The sequence below is a fragment of the Rummeliibacillus sp. JY-2-4R genome (assembly GCF_053847205.1).
Map to the genome: position 1 here is coordinate 3,284,660 of NZ_CM132623.1, position 25,637 is coordinate 3,310,296.

The following is a 25,637-nucleotide window of genomic DNA, read 5'->3' on the forward strand; positions in this document are numbered from 1 at the left end:
CAAAAAAAGAGTCTCATGGCAAGAGACCTCTAAAAATTGTATCTCGAAACAACTCAGCAATTGTTTCTTCTGATAGCTCTGAATCATGAGTTGTACCCCAGTCAGCTACAAATCCAATATATGCTTTGAATAACATATATGCCACAAGCTTCGAATCGCATTCTCGAATTTCTTTTTTTGCAATGGCTGTATCGATTTTCTCAGCAATGTAGGAAACAATTTCTTGTTCTACTTTTACTAGCATCGCTTTGACTGCTGGCGTTCGTATTTCTTTTTCTTCTTGTACTAATTTTGCATAGAGCTGATGTACTTCTCTAAATTGCAATATTTTCATCAAAACATTATGTGCATTTTCTTGGAATGAGCCATTTTGATTGGTGACTTGATCCACTTCTGTCTTCATTTCTGAAATCATTTTCACGACAATTTCTTGAAAGAGGATTTCTTTGTTTGCAAAAAATGTGTAGATGGTTCCTTTTCCGACATTTGCAATTTTTGCTACTTGATCCATTGTTGTTGCTTTATATCCAAATAGAGAGAAAGATTTTGAAGCTGCTTCAAGTATCTCTTGTCTCCTATCCATTCAATTCCCACCCGCTTTCTCAAATGAAAATGACCAGAAAACACTTTTGGTCATCTGGTCATTTATTTTACACTCTTTAATTTTTTGTTGCAAGTAAGTGGAGCAATTTTTTAATTGCTTTTCTAGTTGCTTTGTGAGCCATGAGCCTGTATCTTAATCAAGATTTCAACCAATCTTAATGATCATCTTGTCCTTTTGCAGTGGATTCATCCATGTTCATGCTGCCATCGTCTTTGTCTTCTTTTACTTTGCTCATGTCAGGTTTGCCTACGATGATTTTTTTCTTAGGCATTGTGTGAAGTCCCCGAGCGGTTGTGTGTGCGTACATATAGTAAACGCCATCTTGATCAAATTTAGTAGTTGCTTTGTATATACCGTTCTTATCCAATTTTCCTTCCATGATTTTGCCTTCTTCTCGATATCCTGATTGCCATACTTCGAATTTTACTTCGTCTGCATCATTTACATCTTTTCCGCCTTGTGTAACATGTGCAATCAAGTCTACGTCTTTTCCTACGTCAACTTTTTCAGGTGTTTGAATATCTACTTTCACTTCGACTGTTGATCCTTCAGTATTAGATGTCGAAGTTGTTTTAGACGAATCTGAATCCGTATTATTACAACCTGCAAGTAGACCCATAATGACAGCTAAACTAATTAATAATTTCTTCATCATTAAAACTCCTCTATTAATGGTATTTGTATCGTCACAAGTGTTCCGATACCTAATTCGCTAGCGATATGCCAAGTTCCTTTATGTTCCTTGATAAGTTGATCCACGATGGAAAGCCCTAATCCGCTTCCTCCATCACTTCTACTACGTGCTTTGTTGACTCGATAGAATCTTTCTGTAATATAAGGCAAGTCTTCTTTTGGAATTCCTATCCCATGATCTTGTATTGTAATTACTGCTGTGTCTTCCTCTTTGATCGCTCTAATCGTGATTTCAGTCTGTTCTTTTGAATAACGAAGAGCATTTTCTATTAAATTAATCAAAATTTGCTTTAACTTTTCTTCATCTGCATTTATGATTATGTCCTCATCGATATCGGTATGCATGATGATTGCTTTTTGTTGTGCCTGCTGTTTCGAGATTTGCACTACTTCTCGTATGGTTTCTGCCAGTGGCAATGGATATAAAGTGATTGCATCCTTTTGATTAGCATCCCTTGATAACTGTAATAGATCGTTTGTCAGCTTTTCTAAACGATTGGCTTCTCGAACAATTAATGCTAATGTTTCTTGTCTTTGTGACGCATCAATATAGCCATTTTCTAAAGCTTCTCCATACCCTTTCACATAACTTATTGGTGTCCGCAATTCATGGGAAACTGTAGCTAAGAATTTCTTTTGTGCCTCGTCTTCTTGTTGTATAGAGAGTGCCATCCTGTTAAAGGTTTGCGCAAGTTGTCCGATTTCATCTTTAGAATTCACTTCAACCCTCGTTTCATAATTACCGCCTGCCATTTTCTCCGCTGCATTTTGCAATTCTTTTAATGGTTTCATAATGTGCTTGATACCTTTAAAAACACCTACACCAATTAATAAAACGAAGACTACCGCACTTCCTAGTAAAATCAAAACCTCTTTTGAAGCCATTTCCGTTATTTTAGCAAGTGGATAATAAATATAAATAATACCTTCTAATCGATGCTGATCGGTTAGTGGAATAATGGCTGAAATAATTTGACGATCAAATCGTTTTTCATATCCTTTTTTAGTAATGGTTTTCCCATTTAATAGTTGCTGCCTTTCATCTGGACCAATTAATGTTTCATAATCAATATCAAATGGTACACAAGCACTTAATTCTCTAGGATTTCGAACAGCAAATACATTAACATTGGAATAGGAATTATAATCATCTATTTTCGTGATAAAGGCATCTGTTACTTTTCCTCCATCATACATTGTTGCCAACTTTTCTCCGATTTCTACCATTGAATTTTCAGCATCTTTTACATACAGCCCTTGATATAGGAAATCTGTTAGAACGTACATAAATAATATAGTTAATGCCAAAAATGCTACAATAATTGCCCAAATTCTTGTAGATAATTTCTTCATCTAATTACCTCAAAACGATACCCTAAACCCCAAACGGTGTGGATAAATTGACCAGCACCAGACCCAAGTTTTAAACGTAATGTTTTAATATGTGTATCTACTGTTCTATTACCACCACCATAATATAATCCCCATATTAGTTCTAATAACTGTTCTCTTGTATAGACAACATTTTCATTGATCATAAATAAGTGCAATAATTCAAATTCTTTTAATGTAAGTGGAACGGACTTTCCAGATACCCATACTTGATGAGAAGCTTCATCTAATTCAATTGGACCTTTTACAAGGAGTTTGTGTGTTTGCTCTAAAACTTCACCAAAAGTCCTACGTAACACAGCTTGAATTCTTGCTACTAGCTCAGATGATGTAAAAGGCTTCACAACATAATCATCTGCACCTATCGTTAATCCTTTTACTTTATCCTCATTTGCATCCTTGGCTGTCAAGAAAATAATAGGTACCTCTGAAGTTTTTCTAATTTCAGTACACACTTCAAAGCCATCCATATGTGGCATCATAACATCTAGGATGATTAAATCGATTTGTTCTTTAGCTAAAGCATCCATTGCACTGAACCCGTCTTTTGCCTGAAGTGTTTGATATCCGGATTGACGCAACATAACCTTGATGAGGTTTCTCATATCTTGTTCATCATCTACAATTAGAATTGTCGTCATTGATTCTCCCCCCTTACAAGCAATTGGAAAGGCCCTTTTCCAACATTGATTGTTTTAGCTATCTTGCCATTTTGCAAAAAATAGACATGGTGATCATCATAGCCAGCAACTACTACATACTCTTTAAATATGTTTACGGAAAACGGATTTGCCCCAACTTCCAACTGCCGTTTTACTTTTCCATCGAATGTCACTTCTGACAGAGTACTTTCTCCATGGCTAATCACATAAATTAGGTGGTTACTTTTCGCAAATCCAACTGGCATCATCGGTAATTTTACATGAGATTCTTTTTCTCCAGTTTTTAAGTTCATCACATCAATTGTTGAATTTGGTTTGATTCCCTCTCCATGACCACCAAGCCAGAGTTCTTTGTCCTTTACTACAATCATTCCATTTGAGGATTTAGAAATTGTCCAATTCTTTATTGGTGTTAAGCTCTTTGTTTGTAAAATAGAAAGCTTCGTATCTTTATAATTTACGACATACAATTGTCCATCATGAATTAACATAGACATTGGATAATTGCCGACTTTTTGTTCTGTTACTTTGTTGCCGTGATTGTTATAAGCTACTACACGATTAGCCTTGCCGTTTGCTAAATAAATGAGGTTATGTACTGCATCATAAATTGCATTTGTAATGCCTTCTTCGGTATCAATAGAATACACAAGTTTACCTGTTGTTAAGCTATAAACAGAAGCCTTTTTCAATTGAAATCCATACAGTAATATTTGGTCTTTATCGATCAAAGTAGCACCCGTATACCCCTCTTTAAGATTCCAGGTTGTAAACACTTTTCCTTTTTCATCGATAAAACTTATAGATGGTGCTTGTATATTGACTGATGCGATAAAATCTTGATCTTTTGGAATCGAGGAATAGGTTGGTTTTCCACAGCCCGAAAGTATTACTATAATCGTTAAAAAGAGTAATAGCGCAAATTTATGCCATCTCACAAACATCACCTCCAGGTTTATTTTACTGTATATTTGTGAAATATGATTGAAATTAGTTATCAAAAAAATCTGCCATTCTATTTAGAATAGAAAGACAGATTTCCATTAGTTAAACATTTATTTTGGACTATAACTAGACTTATTGCATAGCGACTTTTTTAAAAGATTGAAGCCAATACCTCTTTAGCTGCACGCTTTCCTTGTTTAATGCAATCTGTTAAACTAATGCCTTCGTAGCTCATACCAGCAAGACGAATAGTAGGATATGCTTCGTGTAATTCTTTTTTTGCTTGCTCTACCCTTTTCCGGTGTCCAATGGTATATTGCGGCATAGCATTCTTAAAACGTGAGACGACAGTATAAATTGGTTTTCCACTAACTTTCAGTACACTCTGTAAGTCTTGTAATACTACTTTTTCAATCTCATTATCCGATAATTCAACGATTGTTTCATCACCTGAACGCCCTACGTAACATTTTAGCATTGCATACTCTTTCGGTACTGTATGAGGCCATTTTCGATGGACTAGCGAGCAGGCAGTAATTGAGTATTCACTGTTCCTAGATACAACAAAACTATTCCCATCAAACTTTTTCTTGATCGCTTCTTTTGGAAAAATCATTGATACCGTTGCAACTGTATTACCTGGAATATCAAGAAGGTCTTTCAGCAACCCTTGGCGTTCAAATAACTTTGTTGCAACACTATGTGGGGTTGCAATGATTACACCATCTACTGGTATAGCGTTTTGATTGTTTAGTAATAACGTAATTTGATTGTTTACTTTAAAAATACTTTCAACTCGTACACCTTTATAGATAATAGCCATATCTATTGACTTTTCTAAAGCGAAGATCAAACTCTCTAACCCATTTTCAAAAGTTGTATAAGTTTGATTTTGTACAGTTTCTTTAATCTTACTACTTCCCTTTTGAATCCCTTTTATGACACTGCGATGTTTCATACACGCTTCAGCAAGGACTGGGAGTGTCTCATGTAAACTCAATTGATCAATATCCCCTGAATATATTTGTGACAACACTGGTTCAATTAAGTTTTCTACAACTTCCTGTCCAAATCGTTTGCGCAAGAATCCCCCTAATGATTGGTCTTCTTTTACATTTAGTGGAGGTAAAAACAAATCACAAGCCGCTCTTACTTTTCCACTCCATGAGATAATGTCTGATTTCGCAAAAGGCATCATTTCAGTGGGGATGCCTAATATGGACCCTTCTGGAATAGGTGAGAGTAGATTATTTACTGCTACATAAGTTTTGCCTGGAACATGGCTAATTAGCTGATTCTCAATGCCTAGTTGTTTTGCTAAATCTTCAACTATATTCTGTTGATCAAAAAAAGAATCCGGTCCTCGTTCAATGATAAAGTTGTCTTTTTTTAATGTTTGAATTCTGCCGCCTAGTCTGTGAGATGCTTCGATAAGAACTATTTCAAGGGGGAGATTCTGCTCCTTTGCCCGTTGTTGCAGATAGTACGATGCTGTTAAACCCGTAATCCCTCCACCTATAACGGCAACCCTTTGCTTTTGTTCAGTCACTAATAATCATCACTTTCTATTAGGCATGAGCTAAAGTCTTTTGCACGACATCTGCCAAAGCATCGATAAATAATGGATTGTCATTAGGCATTTTAGGACGATGGTATTTTGCACCTAATTCTTCGCAGACAGTTTTACATTCATAGTCGTTATCATAGAGTACTTCTAAATGTTCTGCTACGAAGCCAACTGGCGTATAAACAAATGAGCGATATCCTTTATTGTTATAAAGATCGCGCGTTAAATCTTGAACATCTGGTCCAAGCCAAGGATCACTTGTTTGTCCAGCAGATTGCCATCCAAATTCCATGTTTTTGACACCTGTACGTTGTTGAAGAATTTCAGCAGTTTCATGTAATTGATCTGCATATGGGTCGCCCATTGCAATAATTTTTTCTGGAAGTGAATGCGCACAAACGATTAAGCATGCTGTTTCACGTTCTTCATCAGACATTTTTGCAAACTCTTCATTAATCTTTTCAGTCCAATATTGAAGATATTTCTCTTCTTTGTACCAGCTATCGATTGTATGAATTGTTAATATGCCACCAAGTTCTGTTGCTTTATCTGTTGCTCGAGTATTATAAGATTTAGTTGAAAATGATGAGAAGTGTGGCGCTAAAACAAGCGAAACTGCTTCAGTAATTCCATCATTATGCATTTGTTCTACAGCATCCTCAATGAATGGAGCAATGTGTTTTAAGCCAATATATAATTTGTATTCAACTTCATCTTGTACTTCATTTAATCGTGCTTCTAATGCTTTCCCTTGTTTTTCAGTGGTTTCTGCTAAAGGTGAAATACCACCGATTGCTTGGTAGCGTTTACGTAAATCTTCAATATGTTCATCACTTGGACGGTGTCCGTGGCGAATATGTGTATAGTAAGGAATTAAATCATCTTCGTTTCTTGGCGTACCATACGCCATCACTAATAGTCCGATTTGTTTTTTCATGTCAATCACCTCAAAGGAAGTATTAAGAATGCGCTTTAATTTTTTGCGCGCTATATTCGTGTATAAATGATGTTAACCGTTTTAGAACATCTGGATCCACAGACGGAAAGACACCATGACCTAAATTAAATATATGACCAGGTATTTCTAAACCTTGATCGATTATTTCTTTTGTCCGTGATTCAAGAACGGACCAATCTGCTAATAATAATGTTGGATCTAAATTTCCTTGAACTGGCTTCGTAATTCCCATTGCACGTGCTTCACTGATTGACAAACGCCAATCTAATCCAACGACATCTACAGGAAGTTCTTGCCAATCTAATGCTAAATGACTTGCGCCCACTCCAAACAAAATCATCGGTACTCCTTCACCTTTTAACTCACTGAATATGCGCGCCATAACAGGCTTGATGAAAGTATTGTAATCACGCTTGCTTAATGCACCTACCCAAGAATCAAAAATTTGGAAGGCTTTGGCACCTGCTTTGATTTGTGCCTTTAAGTCTGTCACGATCATATCTCCCAATTTGTCCATCAGAAGATACCAAGCTTCCGGTTGGGATACCATAAAGGATTTTGTTAAGGCATAGTTTTTTGATGGTCCACCTTCAATCATGTAACTTGCTAACGTAAAAGGTGCCCCTGCAAAACCAATTAGAGGAACATCTAATTGTTCTTCGGTCAATAGCTTGATTGTATCTAATACGTATGGAACATGTTCTTCAGGATGGAATATTTGTAGATTCTTTACATCCTGTGCTGATCGAATTGGATTAGAGATTACAGGTCCTACACCAGCTTTTATCTTCACATCCACACCCATACCTGGTAATGGAGTTACAATATCTTTATATAGAATTGCTGCATCTACATCGTAGTTCTGTACAGGTAAATGTGTTACATAAGCACATAATTCTGGTTGATGTGTAATTTCCTCTAATGAATATTTTTCTTTAATTTTGCGATACTCAGGTTGAGAGCGTCCTGCTTGTCGCATATACCAAACTGGTGTATAGGCTGTCCTTTCACCTCGTGCTGCGCGTAAAAGCGTATCATTAAATGTTCTCATGAACAGTAAACCCTTCCTTTCATCAATTCAGTAACTATTAATTCGACATTTTATCCATTTTTCATGATAGACGTTTCTTAAGTCCTTGTATAGTTCAACGGCCCGATTGTCAAAAAAATGTATGTTAAAGTTGACATTTTTTCGACAAAGCATAACGAGTATTTTATTTTCTTTTCTGCGATATACTATTATTGACTTTTTCAAGCAATGTTTATACTTTTATAAGCCCGGGAATATACTAAAGTACAATGTTTTCCTTAAACCACAAGAATGTTCATATAGGAGGAAATGATATGTTTATATATTTAACTTCAGGAACACCTGAATTTATGGAAAGTTTACAAAAAAAATATGCAAACGAAAAAATGATTGTATTATATGGTCAAGGAAATGCTATACTACTTCATGAATCAACGAAGAAAAGCGTATTTGCAACCCCTAGAAAATACGAAGTAGTAAGTGAAATAAATGCATTAGACGAACATGGTTTTTTCGCACTTAATCATATTCCTGTAAAAGGTGAAAGCCACAAATTATTTGAAGACAGATTATTAGACCGTGTGAATGCAATTGAAAATGACCCTGGATTTATTGCTTTCCGCTTATTAAAACCTTTGGATGATGAAACGTATATCGTTCTCTCCGAATGGAATGGACCGCATTCTTTTGAAGCTTGGAAAGCATCAAAAACATATAAAGAAGCATTTGAACAAAATACGGATGGCGTTGATTCTAGTAACATTTTCGCAAGTGCGCCTTATGTCAAAACATTTATCACAAATCGCCCTGATGATGAAGAATTATAATTGACGTTATTTTCAACAAAAAACTATGTATGAAAAGTTTAATAACCTCTCATACATAGTTTTTACTTATGCCCTATTCATGGTGTAAATACTGATTAAAATCAGCAGTAGTCCTATAACAAGTGACCAAGTAAATGGTTCGCCTAAAACAATTGTACCAATCGCTACGGCCAACAATGGTACCAAAAATGTAGCCGCTCCTACCTTACTCGCATCACCAGATCCCATTAATTTAAAATATAGTGCAGTTGCACATGTAACCCCAAAAATACAACCATATATGAGACATGATATATATGGAATATTCCATTCAATGGATGAGAAATCTTCTGTGATCAGCCCAGAAACTGTTAGAAATCCGCCACCGATTAGATTTTGCAAAGCTACTAACCATAAGCCATGCACTAGAGCAGCAGTTTTCCGAACATAGATAACGCCTAGTGCCCATCCTATTGAAGTAATCAGAGCTAAAATAACACCCAAAAGTGAGATATTCCCTGTAAAACTTTCTATACTAACTACAACAACTCCTAAAAAGCCAAGTAGCATTCCTATAATTTTGGTTCTTGTTAATGATTCCTTTAACCAAAGCCATGCAAGTAATACAACAAGTACGGGTTGTAAATAGACGATGACGGAATATAGTCCTGACGGTAAAAATTGTAAGCCAACGGTTTGTAAACCTTGAAATATGACTGTGTTAAATAAACCTACGATTATGTAAATATACCAGCATTTATTCCACTGAATTTTCCTCCATTGAGGCAGAAGAAATAGAGCTAGTAATAATCCTCCCAAGAAAGAGCGCATTCCTGAAAATAGCAAGGGCGGTGTGTAATTTAAGCCAACTTTATAGATTGGCCAACAAAGACTCCATATAAGAATGACAGCCGCTATACTTAAAACTGTCTTCTTTTTCGACATATTTTCCATTATGTTTCCTCCATGTTGTTTTATGTAGTTCATTAGTTACTAATCTATTTTCTTTTTAATTGCCAATCTAGATTTCACTTTTCTTAGCTATTGAGCTAAAAATCTGTTTTAAACTAATTTATTTATAGTATAAAGTGGAATTTGCTACGCTTTCCTGCGGGCGAGCAGTGAGTCTCCTCGTCGAAAAGCATGTGCTCCTGCATCGCTTCGCTAGCTTCGTCGCAGAAAATTTCTTTTGCTTACGCAAAAGAAATTTTTCCTGCGGGGTCTCACCTGTCTCGCTTTTCCTAGCTAGGAGTCTTCGCTAATTCCACTTTAATAATTTTTTTGGCACTATTGAAGATTAAGAAACTAGAAGTTTCTTTTCAAGCTTTAATTAAAATAATTCTTGCATCTCAATAGCTTCTTAATCTCTAAGGAAGGATAGCTATTCTCCTCTTTATAGGCATATAACACTTGCTTAATAGAACACAAACATTTTTACGAAAACACTCTAACTTGTCCAATCGATTCACTTTCCAGAAAACTAAGCCCAATATTTCAAGTAAACAAATCGACTAACTTCATTTAGAAATTAGTCGATTTAGATGTGTGTTTTCATTATTTACTTAGACGGAGTGTTAGTTCTCCAATTATGAATACTAGGATACCTTGTATAAAGAAATACGGTGTTCCGATGCCAGCAAGTATGACGATGATAGCTTGTGCGATGATGGTGTAACGCACAATTTTAACTGTGGCTTTTTTTCTTGAATTTGCTGGTAATGGATACAGCATGTCCATTCTGAAATCTGTTGAAGTCGTTAAGGCTTGTTTTAACTGAATCGCAGTCGCGAATGCTAGCGCACATACTACCACTGCAATAGCAATTGGAATGTGAATAAATGCTGCTGCCAATGCTGAAATAACAGTCAAGCGTAGCCATAGATAGAAATGATCATCTGTACGAATAAATGTACGGAACACTAAATATTCTTGCGTGTTTTGTTTTGTTTGTGAAATGAATCGATAAACAAAGTCTAACCACGCACGACGTTTTATACTGCCATGAATATTTGGTACATCTGTAAAGTAATTAGCAAACCGATAGATACCCATCATTCGATTTTCTTCTAATTTTACAAAATGTTCATATGGAAAAGGCGTTTCTTGCAATTTCTTTTTCCATAATGTCGGATAAAAAACAATGATTAGAATCATGATAATCATTGGAATAAATTGTAGGTTTAAAATGGATGCGATGAGCACAAATGAACAAATCATTCGAACAATTCGATCCATCCATACATTATGGCCAGTATAAGACCAGCGATAAGTAAACTCAGTGTGTATATTCCACCATTTAAGGATGATGGCGACGATTAGCCCAATCATTATGACGATTGGTTCTAACCCCGCTACTTGTCGAAGCATCGGCCATGTCACCATATAAAGAAGGAATACCAGTACAATTTGTGAACCAAATGTGAATCGAATTGCTTTACTAAAATACTGAGGTAGTTTTGTCTCAAGCGGTAACAAATAAACCTCATCTGGTTTTCTAATGAGCGTGACAGGTCTGCTAAATCCTAGTACGATTCCTATTAATGCAGCCGCTAACCAAATTGAAGGAAAATCACTCGATGCTGTCTTTAGCCATTGGCTATATTGGTATCCTGCTGCTCCAAGAACAAACATGATAACTATCGCAATATGGCCAGTAAAGACGAAGCGCATATATTTTTGGGTCTCCCCCATATAATGGGCAAATCGAGTACGCCATACATCATGCAAGCTATTCATCTTCTTGCTCCTTCGTCATCGCTATATATAAATCATCAAGCGTAGCATTTGGCATATTGAATGTTTGGCGTAAATCATCCATTGTACCATAAGCACGCAACCGGCCATTGTGCAGTAAGAGTATTTTATCGCAATGTTTTTCAGCAGTTGCCAAAACATGCGTTGACATTAAAATGGAAGACCCGTCTTTTTTCTTTTCATCCATCTGATTAAGTAATGATTGAATTGCTAATGGATCAAGCCCTAAAAATGGTTCATCAATTATATAAAGAGCTGGATTTACTAAAAAAGCACACATAATCATTACTTTTTGGCGCATCCCTTTAGAAAAATGTGATGGGAACCAATTTAATCGTTTTTCCATCCTAAACTCTTTTAATAACGGTTCTACACGTTCTTTCATTGTTTCCTTATCAATTCCATACGCCATTGCAGTTAACTCAAGATGTTCTTTTAATGTTAGTTCATCATAAAGAACTGGCGTTTCAGGAATATAGGAGAAAGATGATCGATAACGATCCATATTTTCCTTAATGGACACCCCATTCAGTAAAATTTCTCCTTTTTGCGGTGTCATTAAACCAATGATATGTTTTATTGTTGTACTTTTACCTGCGCCATTTAAGCCTATTAATCCTACTAATTCTCCTGATTCAATAGTAAAAGATAAATCATGGATGACAGGTTTTCGCGTATATCCACCTGTAACTGATTGTAATTCCAATACCGTCATTAAAAGTCACTCCTATCTTCTAATATTTTATCAAAAATTCCTCTTTTTAGCAGTTCCTATGTGGTAAAATGAAAAGCAAAATAGTGAAAGGTGTGTTTTAGTATGAGCGATTGTATATTTTGCAAAATTATCGACGGTTCTATTCCAAGCACAAAAATCTATGAAGATGAGTATGTCTATGCATTCATGGATATTAGTCCATTAACAAAAGGACATACATTACTAATCCCAAAAGAGCATGTAGCGAATGTTTTTGAAATGTCCGAAGAAACAGCTGCTAATCTGTTCAAAGTCGCTCCTCGCATTGCGAATGCAATTAAAGATACTGTAAATCCAGCCGGTATGAATCTATTAAACAATAATGGTGAACCTGCTGGCCAAAGTGTATTCCACTTCCACTTACACTTTATCCCAAGATATGATGAATCAGACGGATATAAACCTACTTGGGTTACAAAAGAAAAAGAATTTACCTCAGATGTTTTAAAACAATTATCTGATGAAATCATAGCAAACTTAAATAAATAATAGAACTCTTATTAATAGAAGAAATTATTTTTTAGCACAGACTTATCTGTGCTTTTTATTTTTGCCTGATAAGTGTGTTATGAGCTATATAGTAGAAAAAAATTAATTTAATGCTAACTGTGTTTTAGTTAAAGTGGAATCGGCTCGCGGTTCGTAGGGCGAGCGTTGTTTTCTCCAATGTTGTTCATTTCTAATTTACTAACACTATTTAAAAAGATATAAAAACCTTTTCTGTGTTTATCTAGAAAATACCTATATCAAATTAACTCAAGTTAGATTAAAAAATGCGTTCTCCCCTTGCCTTTCAATCAATTAAACTGTAAAATCAATATAAGTTTTCGCTTTCGATCATGAGGATACGGAAGGAGAACAAGAGTTAGAGCTTAGGCATCTGAATAGGAGAGATGAGAAATGAATACAAAAAATTTAGTATTAATGGCACTACTTGTTGGTGTTGGCGCAGCATTATATGTTGTCATTCCAGGGATTAACGGTGGTATGAAACCAGATTTCATGTTAACCATGATGTTTATTGGTATTCTACTATTCCCTAGAGCAAAAGAAGTATTTTTGCTAGCTGTCACTACTGGCGTAATTTCAGGACTATTTTCAACATTCCCTGGTGGATTTGTGCCAAATATTATCGATAAATTTGTTACAGCGTTTGTATTTTTTGCAATCGTCGTATTACTAAAAAAAGCAGCACAAAAAATCGCAGTTTCAGCTGTACTCGCTGGTATAGGTACAATCATTTCAGGAAGTACATTCTTAGGTTCTGCAATTGTCGTAACTGGCGCAGACATTCCATTTGGCGCATTGTTTTTAACAGTAGTACTACCTGCAGTAGTCATTAACATCGTAGCATTCATAATCATTTACCCAATCATTATGAATCTCGTAAAACGCTCAAAATTCACAACATCATTGAAACAAGCATAAAAAAAGAGTTGACCCACAAAACCAGTGGGTCAACTCTTTTTTTATTATATAGAAGAAATTCTATTTAACAATATGCTTTCACTTTAAGTTTAAAGATTATAGAATTCATAGACTTGATATAAAGCACGAATACTAAACAGTCGGTATAGTATTTCAAATATTGATGAATTATTGACTTGCATATTTTTGAAATAATTTATTAACATCATTTTATTATTCTAGGAATCACTCTTAAAATGTTAACAAACTTAAGAGAGATCCCTTTTATTTTTCCACAATCATGTTTTAATATAATATATAAAGGTAATAATTATTATGAAAGGAGTTTGATTACTATGAAAACATCATCATTTGTACTCGGCATTGCAACAGGACTATTAGGAAGTGCTACTGCAATTTTACTCACTACTCCAAAATCCGGAAAAGACTTACGCCTATCTCTAAAAGAAGCAAAAGATGCAGCAAATAATCAAGTTCAAGATTTAAAATTACAAGTTGCAAATATTAAAGAGTCTGTTCAACAAATTCAAGGAGAAGTTAAAGACAAAGGCCCTAAATTTGCAAAAGACGTGAAAAGCTCTATTGAAAAATTCCAACAAGAAACAGCGCCAATCCAAGAACACCTAAAGCAAGAAATAACAGCATTACAAAATTCTGTTGAAGAAATCCAACAAGAAATAGCTAATTTTCAAAACCGAAAAGCAAAAAATAAATCTTAATATTTTCTCTTAATGTTATCACGCTAAAGTTTCTCTCTATAACATTTCTTTAATCTATTGTATATTTTTGTAAGGCAATGATATAATATTAAGAAATTACGAAAGTGGTGATAGCTATGTCAGAAGAATTAATTGTGGCTAAAGAAGCCATGCTCTATTCACAACGTATTGCTCAACTATCTAAAGCTCTCTGGAAAGCTGTGGAGAAAGATTGGCAGTCATGGATTAAACCTTATGATTTGAATATCAATGAACACCATGTTCTCTTAATTGCTAACAATTTAAAAGGTGCTTCCATCTCTGATATTGCTAAATTTGGTGTAATGCATGTTTCGACAGCATTTAATTTTTCAAAAAATTTAGAAGAACGTGGCCTGCTATCATTCTCTAAGCGTGATGATGATAAACGAAATACATATGTTGAGCTCACCGAGAAGGGTCAGTCATTACTTTTAGAGCTATACGAAAACTTTAATCACTCTAGGCACAGTGTTATCGAGGGTTCCTTACCTTTAAAAGAAATGTATGGTAAATTTCCGCAATTTTTAGAATTAATTGCATTAATACGTAATATATATGGTGATGACTTTATGGATATCTTTGAAGATTCATTGAAAAATATAAATGACTAATACACCTTTTCAACATCAAATAATGCTATTCGCAGAGTTTTGATGTTGATTTTTTTTTGCATATAAAAGCTTAAAAAATTATCTTGCTTTTCCTTTAAAAAAGCATTAATGTTATGTATCGATGATTTTATTTTATTTTAGAAATTGGAGATGCTTAAGTTGCAATGCTGGAAAACCATAAATGTACAGAAACAGTACGGCCATAATCGTATTTTTCTATTTTCCGCCATCTTCGTGATGATGGTTTTTTCTGTCTTTTATATTTCGATGACTGCTTATAAAGATAACCCTGTTTCTGATCGTTTGTTTCCATTATTTACATTGTCGTTTTTAATGATCTATCCGATTCACAAACTTTTGCACTTTTTGCCTATCATGCGTTTTCGCAACAGATTACGCTTTTCTATAGTAAAACAATTTAAGATTTTACCAGTATTAAGTATGAAAATACATGAACCTATATTAAAATCGCGTTATATTGTGGCATTGCTGTTCCCCTTTATTTTATTGAACAGTATACTAATAGTAGGAGCAATCATCTACCCTACATTCAGACATTATTTTGCAATTCTTTTAGCATACCATTGTGGTTTATGTGTTATAGACTTACTCTATGTAAAACATTTAATCCGATCTCCAAAAAAGGCATTGATTGAAGAGACAGATAAAGGTTTCGAAATCCTGATCCCAATACTCAAGTAAGTGAGTGATGACAAACTTGTCATTTCTGTTCGTCTTTTGTTATGCTAGAGTGGAAAATAGAGGGGAGGAAAAGACTTGATCGCCATTGTCGTCCTATTCTCGGTGTTCTATCTGTTTCAAATAAACAAGATGACTTATGCTTTATGCGCACAGAAAGAAATCCCCGAGGAAAAACAACCTAAAATCTTTCGCACTATTAATGTGCTAATAACCATTTTATTGATTTCATTTTATCTTGAAATGATGTTTACTTTATAAAATAGGCTGTGCATGGCTATGAAGCCTTCTCGCCCTTATAAAAATTAGAAAAAAGACCATTTACCGTTTGGTAAATGGTCTTTCATATTAATTAATAGCCACCATAACCCATAAACGCTGCACCTACGATGATCAACAAAATGAATAGAACAACCACAAGTGCAAAGTTTGAACCAGAACCATAGTTGTTTTGATATCCTCCAGACATGAAATGCACCCCCTTTCTTAACTATCCTATGCATTTATGAAAATGTGTTTTAGGCTCTTTTTAATGCAACCTTTTCCTTTTTTTTTCGTTCTATGGTATAGTTACATTTGCATAAGTTGAAGTGACATAAGTTGGGAGAGATATCGAGGATGAAAAAAACAGTTTTATCATTAACACTTGCAGCATCAGTACTTGCCCTGTCTGCTTGCGGCAACGCTTCGAGCGAGAATGTTGCTACTACTAAAGTAGGCGACGTCACAAAAGATCAATTATATAACGAAATGAAAGACTCAGTTGGTAAATCAGCATTACAACTCATCATTATCGAAAAAGTTCTAAACGATAAGTACAAAGTATCAGATAAAGATGTAGAAGCTGAATTTAAAAAACAAAAAGAACAAATGGGTGCAAATTACGAACAAACTTTAGCTGCCCAAAACATGGACGAGAAATCATTTAAACGTAGTATTAAATTAAATCTTTTACAAGAAGCTGCATTAACAGATGGTGTACAAGTATCTGAAGATGAAATGAAAACGTATTTTGAAGAAATGAAAAAAGAAGTAAAAGCAAGCCATATTCTTGTTGCTGATGAAAAAACAGCAAAAGAAGTAAAAGCTAAATTAGATAAAGGTGAAGATTTCGCCAAACTTGCAAAACAATATTCTACAGACACAGGTTCAAAAGAAGCTGGTGGTGAACTAGGTTGGTTCGGTCCAGATAAAATGGTTCCTGAATTCACAAAAGCTGCCTACGCACTTAAAAAAGGTGAAATCAGCGCACCTGTAAAAACTTCATATGGTTACCATATTATTAAAGTTGAAGATATTCGTGACGCCAAAGTAACAGGCACTTATGAAGATAACAAAGCAGATATCAAGAAAAAATTACAACTTCAAAAAGCAGATCAATCACAACTACTACCTAAAGTATCTAAATTAGTAAAAGATGCTGACGTGAAAATTAAAGATAACGACTTAAAAGATGCTCTTGATCAATTCACTAGCTCTTCAAGCTCTCCATCTAAATAATTTCCCTAAGAAAAAAACCTGGACAAGTTATGTCCAGGTTTTTTCTTTACCCTTTTAAAATTATTCAATGGTTGGTTTGTAGAACGCGCGATTATCAAGTGGGAATAATCGTTCTGTGAATTCCCCAGGTTTTGTTTTGTTAAGAGCACGTTTCAATGTGTTCATTTTGGCATCAATGTTATCAATATAGTGTAACATTTCAGCCTCTTGAAGCATTGGTTTTTTAGGACTTCCCCATTCTTCCTTACCATGATGTGATAAAACCATATGTTGAAGAAGCATTACTTCTTCTCCTTCAATATTTAGCTTATCTGCTGCAATAGCAATTTCAGTTACCATGATTGAAATATGACCAAGCATATTCCCAGTTACGGTATAAGTTGTGGAAATTGGTCCTGATAATTCTACTACCTTACCAATATCATGCAAGATTATACCTGCATATAATAAATCTCTATTGAGAGTCGGATATAAGTCTGCAATAGATTTACCCAATTTCAACATTGATACCACATGGTCTAGCAAACCTGAAGCATAGTCGTGGTGATTTTTTGTTGCTGCTGGATAAGTGGTTAAGGCCTGCTGATTTTCCATTATTAAAAAACGTGTAATACGTGAAATATTTGGATTTTTAATCTCAAAGAAGAATGCCATTAATTGGTCGAATAATTCCTCTTTTGGTGTTTCAGCAGATTGGACTAACTCAGACACTGAAATATTTTCATCTTGATTTATTGGACGAATTGTTTTTATACGTAATTGCAATTTCCCGCGATAATCGTGAATTTCACCACCAATACGGACAATTCCTCCTGATTGATATATTTTTTCTTGCTCGTCTCCAGTATCCCATAGCTTCGCTTCAATACTTCCACTTTTATCCTGCAAAATTAGTGTCATAAATGGCTTTCCCATTGTTGTAACACCTTTTGTCGCTTGTTTAATGAGTAAATATTGATCGACTGGTTCTCCTGCTTGTAATGTAGCTACCCCATTCATACCGAAGTTATTCCCCTTTCGTTTTTAAGTTCTGCCACATGGATGATATTTGCTGTCTCCCACTGCTTGATCATATCTTCATGACATGTAAAATAAAGTATCTGATGTTCATCTGAAGTACTTTGTATTAATTGTACCATGTAAGAACATCTTAAACGATCAAAATGGACGAATGGATCATCCATAATAATTGGGAATGGTGCAGATTGTTTAAGCGAATTAGCTAATGCAAAACGAAGTGCAATATAAGCTTGCTCTTTTGTTGCTTGGGATAGTTCTGCAACAGAATAACGGATTCCATCTGCAGATAATGCTTCAAATCTTCCTTCTGTATTTAAATAAAGGGATTCATACTGATTATTTGTTAATATTTTAAAGTATGATTCCGATTGTATTAATACTGCTGGAAGCTTTTCTTCTTTTAACTGATGTAGAGTATCTTGTATCGCATTTGAAATAAGCTTTGTGATAACCCACTCTTTTGCATTTTGGTTTAACAACGCCTTTTGTTGTTCAAATTGCTGTAATTGATTTCGATATTGTTGATCCTGTAAAAGGTGTTCTGTTTCTACATGAAGAGTAGCTTGTTCCTTTAAAAGGGCGTCCTTTTTTTGTCTAATTTGTATTTCTGCTTTCTTGTACTCATTGATTCGACTATCTGCTTCTTGGATTGTCCCATCAATTGTTAACACCACTTCATCAAAAGCTTTAAGTTGTACATCAATTTGCTGCAATTCATATGTTAATTGCATAAATTGTCTATATTGTGCATCTGCTTCATAAAATGCTTCTACTGTTTCAACTTTTGCTTCTTCTAATAATTTCAATAATTCATTTTGATAAGTCTCATCAAGCAAGCGAAGCTCATCAAGCTGCTCCTGCAATTGTTTCTTTCTTTCGATTGAGCTTACTAAAATTTGCTGCTGTTCTAGCATCTGTTGATAACTTTGCCCTACGAAGGTTGATAAATTTTCTGTTGTACAAGCTCTTTTACATGCTTTGGAAGCTTGTTGTAAACGTTCATCACTAAATTCTTCAAGTTTTGCTCTTTGCTTTCTTTTCAATTGCAAACTACTATATGTCTGTTGAACACCACGTACATTTCTGAACAGTTCTTGTAATAATTTAGGTTGATAATCTCCATTAATCTGAAATTTGGCTAAAAACAAATTCAATCGATCTCTAAATTGATTAGCCTGTGTTTGATATTTACTTAATGTTTTATATACTTGTTGTTGTTCTTGTTCTTTATCCTCTAATTGTTGCTCAACTAATGCTACACGATCATTATATTGACGAATGAATTGCTCTAACTTTTCCATTTCTCCATTTTGCGTTTGCAGGTGTTTCAATTTTCTTTCGAGTTCTTCTCTTTTGTTTATTTCTTTTCCCTGCTTTGTTTGTCTGCCAAATAACAAAATAATTATGGCTGCTGCAACAATACCTACAATTGCAATCATAATATTCTTTTGCATGGTGCCAACAATGACCGAGATAGCTAGTAACAGGATACTTATTATTCTCGCGAATTGAACATGTCCTTTTTCAGATTGGTGCTGCATTATTACTTTTGCTTCAACAGCTTCTTCTTTTTCTTTATGCCAGTTGTTTAAGCGTTCTTGATCACTCTTAGTAGGTTTTCCTTCATATAGCTCATCTAATTTTGATGAAAGTAATTGCATTTCTTCCTGTAATCGATCTGCTGTTCGCTGTTGAAAACGACAGTGCTCTTCTTGCTCTTGAAGCTCATTCAACATTCTTTGGAATTGATCATCTTGCTGTAAAGAAGCATCTGCTTGTATGACCGCCTGCTGTTGTTCTACATTATTTAATCCTAACAGCTGAAATTGAGTAGCTACCTCTTGCTGTAGAGTCTGAATTTCTCTATCTAATTGACGGATTTGGATTTGCCATTCGCGCCACTCTCCATCCAAATCAACCAGTTCTTTTAATGTATTTAATCTACTTTCATCGAACTCCAAACGCAAATTCGATAATAGTCGTTCATAATCCTGTTGAACTTTTTTTAGCGCCGCTTCATTTGTTAACTTTCTATCTAACAGTTGTTCATAACGATTCACTCCATTCGCAGGAAATGATGTACAAGTTATAGCAGATAAATGAGATTGCAATTTACGTTTTTCGTCCAATAACGGAGAGAGCTGACGAAATGCATTTAATTGCTGTATATTCTTTTCTAACTGTTGTTCTTGTTGATTGAGTTGTACTAATTCACACTGTATATCATTAATCCTTTTCATGGATGGCTCAAATTTATCAATTTTGTTTCGCTCTTCTTTTATTAGATGATCAAGTGATACTAAATTTGTAATTTGTTGATTTAAGAGAGGCACTTTTCCTGATTTTTTGAATAATTCCTGCTGTCTTCTTTCTAATTGTTGGTTCACGTCTGACAGCTGATCAGCTCCTGTAGTTCCAGAAGCAAGAAGAACTCGTGTTAACTCCTCTTCAGATAAATTCTCCATTTGTTGTAATTGATGCACAGAGAAAGAAAATACCGACTCAAAGCCTTGCCGATTATAGCTTCGTAATAGTTTGTTTAATAATTCTTCATGGCCCTTTTCCCCATTTGAAAGATAGACAGTTACATCTCCAGCGGCTTTTCCTTTGACTCGTTCAATCACACAATCGCCAAATTCTTTATCCGTTATATGTACTTGACCTCCAAATTTGCTTCCCTTTTTAGGTTCGTAACGAAGTAGTTGTTGATTCTTTAATGGAAAACCAAAAAGTATTTGTAGTATAAATTGTTGAATGGTCGTCTTTCCAGCCTCGTTTAAACCATAAAACACATTAATGCCTTTTGATAAATCAACTGTGATTTCTTCATGCTGTCCGAAACCATAAATCACTAATCTTCGAATATACATAATTACACCTCCTATCCTTTTTGCATACTCATAAATCGTTTAAATAATTGCTCTGCTTCTGAGACAAGTTCATTCATTTCCTCACCAGACAAATCATTTAAATATCTACTTCCTTTAGGATGCTGGTATAGGTCTTTGACTATTTCCTTTACATGTTGACGGTCCCAGTTATTTAATACTTGGATGACAGATTCAGTCGCAATGGTGGGTTCATAGGTATCTGAAATGCACTCTCCAATCTCGAGATCTTGAACCCATATAAATGGTGTATTTTCTTCTTCTTGTTCACGAATCACTTCTAGCCAGTCATCTTTAGTTGAATCTTCAAATAAGGTCATAGCTTGTTCGTTAATATTGGTTATTTGCAGAAAAACTACACCAGCACCATATTGCTTACGAAAAACATCTATTGTTTTCGAACATTCAAGTAGTACTTCATTTGCATGGATTAAGTTTTCACAATTAACATCAATCTGATCAAAAACGATTGCTGAAGTTGGGACAAAAGTACAATCTGCAGCAAAATTTGAAATAGTTACATCATAAAACCCTTTTACACCTTGTTCTTTTTTATGTCTGCTTTGTATATTTCCAGGATAAATAATAGGTGGGTCTGTATGTAAAACTTGTCGCTTGTGAATATGACCCAGAGCCCAATAATCGTAGTTTTTGGATAATAAATCTTCAATCTTAAAGGGAGCATATACATCATGCGTTGTGTTCCCTTGAATACTTCCATGCAACATTCCTATATGAATAGCATTTTGTTCTGTAGCGATTGGATAGGTGTCAGTCATTGATTGTTGTACATGTCGTTCTGGATAACTAAACCCGTAGATAAAAACCTTTGTATCATGAATCATAAGTTCGAATTTCGTTGTTTTTTCCGGCATAACGAATACGTTTTCTGGCAAGGAAAAACGTGTCCATTTTCCTTTTAGATGATCATGATTTCCGTAACTAATCACAACAGGAATTTGATTTTCAAATAGTTTTTCCATACCATTTTGAAAAATCTTTTGTGCTCGTAAGCTACGATCTTCTCCATCATAAATATCCCCTACAATTAACACGAAATCAGGTTTTATTTCAATTGCCTTCTGAATTAAAGCTGAAAAGGCTTCAAATGTACTATCTCGTAGTTTTTCTAGCCCGTTTTCAGGTAACTCTGACATTCCTTTAAATGGACTATCCAAATGTAGATCAGCTGCATGAAAAAATCTTATTGAAGTCATTCAATCCCTCACTCCCAATGCGAATATTTGTTCCTATTTTATCATATATTTCCATTCTTTTATAGGCAATTTTCTGAGCTTTATTAAGTTTTTTTCTATACAAGTATCTGGCTATTTTTGTATAATGAATATATATTTATTAAAGGGGTGGTAGTTTTGCAAACATTTCGTTTTACAGCATTTGAAAAAAATGGGGAAATCGTAAAAGATGAATCATGGGAGTTCACAGACGAAGCTATAGCTAAATCACAAGGAGCAGAAAAAATTGAACAACTAGGTTTATCGGGAAAAACACATCGCCTAGTAAATACAAGTGGTAAATTAATATTATTTCATGTGTAAAATCGAAAGAATTGGCATTTCAGCATCATGATGAAACTCTAAGTTAAATAAATACAGTCAAATAAAAGGACGTTACATTTAATCAGATTAAAAATGTAACGTCCTTATTCTCTTTAGCATTTTCTTTTTTGTAGAGAATACCGAATTATTTCGTATTTAACAATTTCTAATTTAAAAGTTTATATTCTATAATCAATTCTTCAATTATGAAATAGCTTCAAACTATTGCATATATAAATCGCAAGTTTTAATTATATTAAAATAACAAAAACTATGATTTATCTCCCTTCAAAGCTTGGAACACGTTTTTCAACAAAGGCTTTAATACCTTCTAAATGATCCTCTGTTTTTCGCATTCTAATTTGTGCTTCTTCTTCCTTGCTTAAAATAGCTTTTAGTTCATCTAATTTTGTTGAATGTAGAATTTTTTTCGTTTCGATCATTGCAGTAAGTGGTGCATGAAGTAGTTTTTGCGCTATTTGCCCTGCTTCCTCATTTGCGAATCCTTTGGCAACAATATGATCAACTAACCCTAAATCCTTCGCTTCATGGACATTTAATACATCCCCCGCCCAAATCATTTGAATAGCCTTTGGAATGCCTAAACGCTCTTTCATAAAGAAATGCCCACCACCGTCAGGGATTAAACCAATTCCTATAAAGTTCATTGCTAATTTACTATCATCTTCTGCAATAATGATATCACTCGCTAAAGTAATACTGAATCCCAGTCCAGCAGAAGCCCCATGAACTGCTGCAATTGTAACCATTGGTAATGTATAGTAAGCTGTCACTAATCGAGCAATATCAACCATCACTTTTTCTGTTTCAAAGCTAGCATCTTCTTCTGTTCCAAGCATTGCTTTAATATCGCCACCTGCAGAAAAGACTTTTCCGCTTCCCTTTAGAATTAATACCTGAATAGCAGTTTCATGAGATAACGCTTCAAAGCAATTGGCTAATTCATCAAGCATTACTCCATTCATAGAATTCATCGAGTTTGGTCGATTAAAGCTTACAATTGCAAGCCTTCCGTTTTTCTCAACCGTAATTGTTTCATAGCCCATGATTATTCACTCCTTGATCCTGACTTAATAATTACTTTGTTACATACTTAACAAATTCTATTTTTAAAAATAAATCCCTCTTACTTTTTAAAAAATATAAAGTAAAATTCGATTTATTTTCTAAATAATCTAGAATAAATAATTATCAAAATATTCTAATTTTATTATTTAAATATAAGAATTAGAGGTAAAGCAATTACGAATGCATTCGCTTTCAATCATCAAAATCAAGAAATATTGTACTTTCCATAAGGACGAACATTCTTATAGATAAATAATATTAAAATTCGTATTTAACTATAAATTTGTATACTATTGAACAATAATTTTAAGAAATTACAAAAATACAGTTGACACTTGGTGCTTTTGGCTTTAATATGGGATTAAATTTAAATACGACGAAAAAATACGACGACGAAGACATGCTTAACGATTTGAAAATCTCACAGCGAGCTGATGGTTGGTGCAAATCAGTGATTTCAACGGTAAGTTCCACTTCTGAGTAGGTATTCTGAACTTTTCAGTAGGTTTACCCGGTCCATGCACGTTACGCATATAGCAAAGTCTGTCCATATCAAGAGGACAGTGAACAAGGGTGGTACCGCGATTGTTAATTCAAGCTTTTCGCCCCTTACGACGGTAAGGGTGTGAGAAGCTTTTTTTATTTTAAAGCTGAAGTGGCTCGTTCAGCCCCGAAAAGGGGCTAGCCACTGAAGCTAAATCATAAATACTAAAGGGGTTTAACTTCGTTTAGTAAACTTTCCAAAAATGAGAGGGGTAATTATTCATGTTACAAGATTATCAACTATTACGTATTCCAGGACCAACTCCAATTCCACCAAGTGTTGAACGCGCTATGACAAAGCCTATGATTGGGCATCGTGGCAACGAGACTAGTCAGATGATTCAAAATATTAAGCCAAGACTGAAAAAAGTTTTTGGTACGACACAAGATGTCATGATGCTAACTGGTAGTGGTACTTCAGGTTTAGAAGCTGCAATTGTCAATGTTGTCAAACCAGGCGATAAAGTGTTAGTTGTTGCAACAGGTGTATTCGGCAATCGTTTCACAAAAATCTGTGAAGCATATCACATAAACGTAGAAGAATACAAAGTTGAATGGGGTACTGCTTTAAAACCAGCTAAAATTGCTGAATACCTTAAAGAACATACAGATATTAAAGCAGTATTCTCTACTTACTGCGAAACTTCTACAGGGGTACTTAATCCAGTTGGTGAATTAGCTCAAGCTATTCACGCTGTAAATGAAGAAACCTTAGTAATCATCGATGGTGTATCTTGCATGGCAGGCGTTGAAACAAAGATGGATGAATGGGGTATCGATGTTGTTGTAACAGGTTCTCAAAAAGCATTCATGCTTCCAGCGGGTCTTAACTTCATTGCTATTAGTGATCAAGCTTGGAAAGTAATCGAATCTAATCCACAAAAAGGATTCTATTTAGACCTTACGAAATACCGTGATAACTTGAGCAAAGATACGACTCCTTTCACACCAGCATTATCACTATTATTTGGTTTAGAACAAGTGCTTGAGAACTTTGAGCAAGAGGGTCTTGAGAACGTCTATGCTCGTCATCAACTAATGCGTGATATGACACGTGCTGCATTCAAAGCCTTAGATCTTCCATTATTTGCATCTGACGAAGATGGTTCTCCAACAGTTACTTCTGTAAAACCAAATGACTTTGATGCAGAAGCATTCCGTAAAGTTTTAAAAGCAGACTTCAACCTGTCAGTAGCTGGTGGGCAAGCAGATCTTAAAGGGGAAATCTTCCGCGTTGGTCACATGGGTTATTGCGCACCTACAGATGTACTTCAATATGTAGCAGCAATGGAAATTGCCCTTATTAAAGTAGGAAAAGAAATTCAACTTGGTGCTGGTACTGCTGCAGCCCAAGCGGTTTACTTACAAAATACAAAAGAAAAAGTTGCACAATAA

General features: G+C 34.8%; 26 protein-coding genes and 1 other annotated feature. Of the genes, 10 read left to right on the forward strand and 16 right to left on the reverse strand.

Annotated features, from left to right (window positions below; genetic code table 11):
- Positions 1-13 precede the first annotated feature (13 nt).
- From ACWV26_RS16075 to hemE, 8 genes are all read right to left on the reverse strand, one after another.
- Complete coding sequence (locus ACWV26_RS16075) at positions 14-583, reverse strand: TetR/AcrR family transcriptional regulator (RefSeq protein WP_455895716.1); 570 nt, start codon at positions 581-583, stop codon at positions 14-16.
- A 175-nt stretch (positions 584-758) separates the two neighbouring features.
- Positions 759-1,259 (reverse strand): FixH family protein, encoded by a 501-nt coding sequence (locus tag ACWV26_RS16080; protein ID WP_455895717.1) that lies wholly within the window; start codon positions 1,257-1,259, stop codon positions 759-761.
- Positions 1,259-2,650: a sensor histidine kinase gene (locus ACWV26_RS16085; RefSeq protein ID WP_455895718.1), complete on the reverse strand. Its 1,392-nt coding sequence runs from the start codon at positions 2,648-2,650 to the stop codon at positions 1,259-1,261. Before ACWV26_RS16085 ends, ACWV26_RS16080 begins: the two co-directional genes overlap by 1 nt.
- A complete protein-coding gene (locus ACWV26_RS16090) occupies positions 2,647-3,330 on the reverse strand; it encodes a response regulator transcription factor (RefSeq protein WP_455895719.1) in 684 nt (227 codons plus the stop codon). Before ACWV26_RS16090 ends, ACWV26_RS16085 begins: the two co-directional genes overlap by 4 nt.
- The gene (locus ACWV26_RS16095; RefSeq protein ID WP_455895720.1) at positions 3,327-4,289 is read right to left on the reverse strand and encodes a YncE family protein; all 963 of its coding nucleotides are present in this window, start codon (positions 4,287-4,289) and stop codon (positions 3,327-3,329) included. The genes ACWV26_RS16090 and ACWV26_RS16095 overlap by 4 nt, the downstream gene beginning before the upstream one ends.
- A 158-nt stretch (positions 4,290-4,447) precedes the next feature.
- A complete protein-coding gene (gene hemY / locus ACWV26_RS16100; protein ID WP_455895721.1) occupies positions 4,448-5,845 on the reverse strand; it encodes a protoporphyrinogen oxidase in 1,398 nt (465 codons plus the stop codon).
- A 19-nt stretch (positions 5,846-5,864) separates the two neighbouring features.
- Complete coding sequence (gene hemH, locus ACWV26_RS16105) at positions 5,865-6,800, reverse strand: ferrochelatase (protein WP_455895722.1); 936 nt, start codon at positions 6,798-6,800, stop codon at positions 5,865-5,867.
- A 22-nt stretch (positions 6,801-6,822) separates the two neighbouring features.
- On the reverse strand, positions 6,823-7,872 hold the full coding sequence (gene hemE / locus ACWV26_RS16110) for a uroporphyrinogen decarboxylase (RefSeq protein ID WP_455895723.1): 1,050 nt from the start codon (positions 7,870-7,872) through the stop codon (positions 6,823-6,825).
- 293 nt (positions 7,873-8,165) lie between these two features.
- Here hemE and ACWV26_RS16115 point away from each other — a divergent pair, with 293 nt between their 5' ends.
- Positions 8,166-8,678, forward strand: coding sequence for an antibiotic biosynthesis monooxygenase family protein (locus tag ACWV26_RS16115; RefSeq protein WP_455895724.1), 513 nt, complete (start codon positions 8,166-8,168; stop codon positions 8,676-8,678).
- Positions 8,679-8,744: 66 nt separating this feature from the next.
- Here ACWV26_RS16115 and ACWV26_RS16120 read toward each other — a convergent pair whose 3' ends face one another.
- The 3 genes from ACWV26_RS16120 to ACWV26_RS16130 form a co-directional block, all read right to left on the reverse strand.
- Entirely contained in the window at positions 8,745-9,611 is an 867-nt protein-coding gene (locus tag ACWV26_RS16120) for a DMT family transporter (RefSeq protein ID WP_455895725.1), read from the reverse strand.
- Positions 9,612-10,211: 600 nt separating this feature from the next.
- Entirely contained in the window at positions 10,212-11,393 is a 1,182-nt protein-coding gene (locus tag ACWV26_RS16125; protein ID WP_455895726.1) for an ABC transporter permease, read from the reverse strand.
- On the reverse strand, positions 11,386-12,126 hold the full coding sequence (locus ACWV26_RS16130) for an ABC transporter ATP-binding protein (protein WP_455895727.1): 741 nt from the start codon (positions 12,124-12,126) through the stop codon (positions 11,386-11,388). Before ACWV26_RS16130 ends, ACWV26_RS16125 begins: the two co-directional genes overlap by 8 nt.
- 102 nt (positions 12,127-12,228) lie before the next feature.
- Here ACWV26_RS16130 and ACWV26_RS16135 point away from each other — a divergent pair, with 102 nt between their 5' ends.
- From ACWV26_RS16135 to ACWV26_RS16160, 6 genes are all read left to right on the forward strand, one after another.
- Positions 12,229-12,654: an HIT family protein gene (locus ACWV26_RS16135; RefSeq protein WP_455895728.1), complete on the forward strand. Its 426-nt coding sequence runs from the start codon at positions 12,229-12,231 to the stop codon at positions 12,652-12,654.
- A 411-nt stretch (positions 12,655-13,065) separates the two neighbouring features.
- Complete coding sequence (locus tag ACWV26_RS16140; protein ID WP_455895729.1) at positions 13,066-13,593, forward strand: tryptophan transporter; 528 nt, start codon at positions 13,066-13,068, stop codon at positions 13,591-13,593.
- Positions 13,594-13,928: 335 nt separating this feature from the next.
- On the forward strand, positions 13,929-14,312 hold the full coding sequence (locus ACWV26_RS16145; protein ID WP_455895730.1) for a YtxH domain-containing protein: 384 nt from the start codon (positions 13,929-13,931) through the stop codon (positions 14,310-14,312).
- Positions 14,313-14,422: 110 nt separating this feature from the next.
- Positions 14,423-14,944, forward strand: coding sequence for an HTH-type transcriptional regulator Hpr (locus tag ACWV26_RS16150; RefSeq protein WP_455898276.1), 522 nt, complete (start codon positions 14,423-14,425; stop codon positions 14,942-14,944).
- A 159-nt stretch (positions 14,945-15,103) separates the two neighbouring features.
- On the forward strand, positions 15,104-15,646 hold the full coding sequence (locus ACWV26_RS16155; RefSeq protein ID WP_455895731.1) for a DUF3267 domain-containing protein: 543 nt from the start codon (positions 15,104-15,106) through the stop codon (positions 15,644-15,646).
- Positions 15,647-15,721: 75 nt separating this feature from the next.
- On the forward strand, positions 15,722-15,904 hold the full coding sequence (locus ACWV26_RS16160; protein WP_455895732.1) for a hypothetical protein: 183 nt from the start codon (positions 15,722-15,724) through the stop codon (positions 15,902-15,904).
- Positions 15,905-15,995: 91 nt separating this feature from the next.
- Here ACWV26_RS16160 and ACWV26_RS16165 read toward each other — a convergent pair whose 3' ends face one another.
- A complete protein-coding gene (locus ACWV26_RS16165; protein WP_455895733.1) occupies positions 15,996-16,112 on the reverse strand; it encodes a YjcZ family sporulation protein in 117 nt (38 codons plus the stop codon).
- Between the two features lie 149 nt (positions 16,113-16,261).
- Here ACWV26_RS16165 and ACWV26_RS16170 point away from each other — a divergent pair, with 149 nt between their 5' ends.
- Complete coding sequence (locus ACWV26_RS16170; protein ID WP_455895734.1) at positions 16,262-17,143, forward strand: peptidylprolyl isomerase; 882 nt, start codon at positions 16,262-16,264, stop codon at positions 17,141-17,143.
- Positions 17,144-17,203: 60 nt separating this feature from the next.
- On the opposite strand, the gene yhaM is transcribed toward ACWV26_RS16170, so the two are convergent.
- The 3 genes from yhaM to ACWV26_RS16185 are packed head-to-tail and all read right to left on the reverse strand — an operon-like array spanning position 17,204 to position 22,268.
- Positions 17,204-18,142: a 3'-5' exoribonuclease YhaM gene (gene yhaM, locus ACWV26_RS16175; protein ID WP_455895735.1), complete on the reverse strand. Its 939-nt coding sequence runs from the start codon at positions 18,140-18,142 to the stop codon at positions 17,204-17,206.
- Positions 18,139-21,033 (reverse strand): AAA family ATPase, encoded by a 2,895-nt coding sequence (locus ACWV26_RS16180; protein WP_455895736.1) that lies wholly within the window; start codon positions 21,031-21,033, stop codon positions 18,139-18,141. Before ACWV26_RS16180 ends, yhaM begins: the two co-directional genes overlap by 4 nt.
- Before the next feature lie 11 nt (positions 21,034-21,044).
- Positions 21,045-22,268, reverse strand: a complete 1,224-nt coding sequence (locus ACWV26_RS16185) for a metallophosphoesterase family protein (RefSeq protein ID WP_455895737.1) — start codon at positions 22,266-22,268, stop codon at positions 21,045-21,047.
- Between the two features lie 147 nt (positions 22,269-22,415).
- Between ACWV26_RS16185 and ACWV26_RS16190 the strand changes: the two genes are divergently transcribed.
- Complete coding sequence (locus tag ACWV26_RS16190; RefSeq protein WP_455895738.1) at positions 22,416-22,610, forward strand: YhzD family protein; 195 nt, start codon at positions 22,416-22,418, stop codon at positions 22,608-22,610.
- 278 nt (positions 22,611-22,888) lie between these two features.
- Here the strand turns inward: ACWV26_RS16190 and ACWV26_RS16195 are convergent, their stop codons facing one another.
- Positions 22,889-23,677: an enoyl-CoA hydratase gene (locus tag ACWV26_RS16195; RefSeq protein WP_455895739.1), complete on the reverse strand. Its 789-nt coding sequence runs from the start codon at positions 23,675-23,677 to the stop codon at positions 22,889-22,891.
- Between the two features lie 402 nt (positions 23,678-24,079).
- Positions 24,080-24,312, forward strand: a binding site (T-box leader).
- A 152-nt stretch (positions 24,313-24,464) separates the two neighbouring features.
- On the opposite strand from ACWV26_RS16195, the gene ACWV26_RS16200 reads away from it, so the two are divergent.
- Entirely contained in the window at positions 24,465-25,637 is a 1,173-nt protein-coding gene (locus tag ACWV26_RS16200; protein WP_455895740.1) for a pyridoxal-phosphate-dependent aminotransferase family protein, read from the forward strand.